Genomic DNA, 2,978 nt, shown 5'->3' with positions numbered 1-2,978 from the left:
ACCGCGAACACCTGCCGGCCGATCAGCGTCTCCGGTGTATAATATTTGGTGATCTGCGCCGACGATTTCTTGATGCCGATGCCGGCGCCGAAATCGATCTTCAGCTTGAATGCGGGCTTGCGCGCCTCGGGAAACGGCTCGGCCTCGACGATCGTGCCGGCGCGGATGTCGACACGATCGAAATCGGCAAAACTGATCTCGGGCTTACGCTCGCTGTTCGAACTCATCTTGGTTCTTGTCTGCCTTGCGGGGACTCAGGCGTTGCCGTAGGTCTCGAACAGCACGCCGGCCAGGGCGTCCTTGGCCGAGGTTCCCGACCAGACAACGAACTGGAACGCCTGGAAATAGCATTCGCAGGCTTCCAGCGCCGACGACAGCAACACTTCGACCTGCTGGCTCGACGGCTCGACCCCGCCGGCCAGCAGCAGCGACTGGCGGAACATGATCGCGCCCTCCTGCTCCCAGAGGTCGAAATGGCCAAACAGCATCTGCTCGTTGATCAGCGACAAGAGCCGCATCACTTCCAGCGCGCGGGTCTCCGGCACCTTGATGTCGAAGGCGCAGGCAAGGTGCAGCGCCTCGAAATCCTCCATCCACGAGAAGGAGACGTGATAGTCGGTCCAGCTTCCGGCAACCGAGATCGAAATCTCGTCGTCGCCGGCCCGCTCAAAGGACCAGTCGTTGTTGTGGGCCACCTGCTCGATAACATCCACCGGATGGATTTCGCGGGAGAATTCGAGTTCGAGAAGTTCCATGGAATGCTTCCTGTCGTTCTGTACGAGCGCCGCCACACGCTCCGCGGGAGGGCACACACAACGAACAATCTTGTCTAGAACTCGGACGGCCAGGACTTTCTTCGCGCAAAAGACTACCTTCTCGACGCAAAGACCCCAGACCGGACCCCACCGCCCGGTCGCATGACCCTGCTCCGAATCATGCAACAAATTCAGTCTATTGATCGGGAGTCGCGTGAACAGCCCAATTTTTCGCACTGCGTCATTCGCATGTGGAAAGCCGCTGTCACAAAGATTCATGCAATGCCGTTAAGCGATTCACGGCAAAGCGCTTTTCAGGATCGGGCTATGTGGAAAAGTTTAACGATTATTTTTTGTGCGCGGCTTGGCCGCCGTCGCTGGTGTGGCGTCGCCGGCCAGTTCGGCAAGCTTCGCCTCGAGCGCCTCGATGCGGGCGGCAAGGCGAGTGTTTTCTTCCCGCGCCTTGGCGGCCATCTCGCGCGCGGCTTCGAACTCTTCGCGCTGCACCACGTCCATGGTGTTGAGAATGCGTTCGGCCTGCCCCTTGAAGGCCGTCTCCACCTCCCGGCGCACGCCCTGGGCGGCGCCGGCGGCGTCGGTCATCAGCTTGGCGAATTCATCGAGAATGCGGTTCGGTCCGGTCGACATGGCAAATCCTCGCGCTTGCACAAATTGACGTAGTGGCGCTGCGCGTCGAATGCAAGCATGTTGCGCCGCGCTGCGGCATCAAGTCGAGGGCGCCCACCTTGCCTTGACCCTGCCAAAACCCTGCCGCATGGTCCGCGCGCAAACGCGTTTCGCAATGAGAGTTCCCCGTTGAACGAATATTTCCTGCTGCCGCTGGCCTCCTTGCCCTTCCCCGACATCAACCCGATCCTCATCCAGATCGGGCCGCTGGCGGTGCACTGGTATGGCGTCGGCTATATCGTCGGCATCCTGTTTGCCTGGTGGTACGCCAAGCGGCTCGCCGCCAATGCCAGGCTGTGGCCGAACGGCGTCCTGCCGATGAAGCCGGAGGATCTCGACGACTTCATCGTCTGGGCGGCCATCGGCGTCGTGCTCGGCGGCCGCACCGGCTATGTGCTGTTCTATGATCTGCCACGCTACATCGCCCACCCGCTCGATATCTTGGCGGTCTGGCAAGGCGGTATGTCGTTCCATGGCGGCCTGCTTGGCGTCATCCTCGCCATGACGCTGTTTTCCATCAAGCGCGGCATCCGCACCTGGTCGCTGTTTGACGTCGTGGCGGCCGGCGTGCCGGTCGGCCTTGGCCTGGTGCGCGTCGCCAACTTCATCAACTCCGAGCTGTGGGGGCGCCCAACCGACGTGCCCTGGGCTTTCGAATTCCCCAATGGCGGGCCGTTTGCCCGTCACCCGAGCCAGCTCTACGAGGCGCTTCTCGAAGGCGTGGTGCTGTTCCTCGTGCTGCGCATTCTCACCCATTCGCGCCTCAAGCTGAAGACGCCGCGCTTCGTCGGCGGCGCCTTCATCTGCGGCTACGGCCTGTCGCGCATTTTTGTCGAGTTCTTCCGCGAGCCCGACCAGCAGCTCGGCTACCTCCTCGGCACCAACTGGCTGACCATGGGCATGATCCTGTCGACGCCGATGGTGCTGGCCGGCATCTGGGCGATGCTGACCGCCAAGCCGGTGACGCAGCCGCAGCCGGCATGACACGGCTGAAGACCCGCATCGTCGACCTGATCGAGGCCCTGGGGCCGATACCGATCAACGAATACATGGCGATGTGCCTGTTCGACCCGGCGGACGGCTACTACACGACGCGCGAGCCTTTTGGTGCGGCCGGTGACTTCATCACCGCGCCGGAGATCAGCCAAATGTTCGGCGAATTGGTCGCCGTGTGGATGTACCAGGCGTGGCAGGCGAGCGGCCGGCCGCTGCCGGCCACCATCGCCGAGATCGGCCCCGGCCGCGGCACGCTGATGAAGGACATGCTGCGTACGCTGTCGCGGCTCGATCCTGATCTGGCCAGCGGCGCCACCTTCGCCATGATCGAGACCAGCCCGCGCCTGACCGAGGTGCAAAAGCAGACGCTTGGCGCCACACCCTTCGCGGTTGGCTGGCATGAAACCATCGAGACCTTGCCGCAGCAACCGCTGTTCATCGTCGGCAACGAACTGTTCGACGCCGTGCCCATCCGCCAGTTCCTCCGCGCCGGCGCCGGCTGGCGCGAGCGCGTGGTCGGCCTCGACGAGACCAACGACC

At 62.9% G+C, this 2,978-nt stretch carries 4 protein-coding genes and 1 pseudogene; 2 read left to right on the top strand and 3 right to left on the bottom strand.

The window, feature by feature from the left end; translation table 11 throughout:
• The 3 genes and pseudogenes from EN984_RS28765 to EN984_RS28755 form a co-directional block, all read right to left on the bottom strand.
• Positions 1-227 (bottom strand): annotated as a pseudogene (locus EN984_RS28765) (tRNA-binding protein); the annotation flags it as partial.
• A gap of 27 nt (positions 228-254) precedes the next feature.
• A complete protein-coding gene (locus EN984_RS28760) occupies positions 255-755 on the bottom strand; it encodes a YbjN domain-containing protein (protein ID WP_013893499.1) in 501 nt (166 codons plus the stop codon).
• A gap of 339 nt (positions 756-1,094) precedes the next feature.
• Positions 1,095-1,403, bottom strand: a complete 309-nt coding sequence (locus tag EN984_RS28755; RefSeq protein WP_127270531.1) for an accessory factor UbiK family protein — start codon at positions 1,401-1,403, stop codon at positions 1,095-1,097.
• A 168-nt stretch (positions 1,404-1,571) separates the two neighbouring features.
• Here EN984_RS28755 and lgt point away from each other — a divergent pair, with 168 nt between their 5' ends.
• Positions 1,572-2,426: a prolipoprotein diacylglyceryl transferase gene (gene lgt / locus EN984_RS28750; RefSeq protein WP_127270533.1), complete on the top strand. Its 855-nt coding sequence runs from the start codon at positions 1,572-1,574 to the stop codon at positions 2,424-2,426.
• Positions 2,423-2,978: SAM-dependent methyltransferase (locus EN984_RS28745; protein ID WP_206517499.1), on the top strand; the 556-nt coding region annotated here is incomplete at its 3' end. The genes lgt and EN984_RS28745, both read left to right, overlap by 4 nt.

The sequence above is a fragment of the Mesorhizobium sp. M7A.F.Ca.CA.004.12.1.1 genome, from assembly GCF_003997835.1.
Lineage (GTDB): Bacteria > Pseudomonadota > Alphaproteobacteria > Rhizobiales > Rhizobiaceae > Mesorhizobium.
This window is presented reverse-complemented; position numbering and strand designations above follow the sequence as displayed.

What these genes read in the sequence shown, in the direction of transcription:
- EN984_RS28760 (WP_013893499.1), bottom strand. Translation starts at nt 755, where the DNA reads ATGGAACTTCTCGAACTCGAATTCTCCCGCGAAATCCATCCGGTGGAT.
- EN984_RS28755 (WP_127270531.1), bottom strand. Translation starts at nt 1,403, where the DNA reads ATGTCGACCGGACCGAACCGCATTCTCGATGAATTCGCCAAGCTGATG.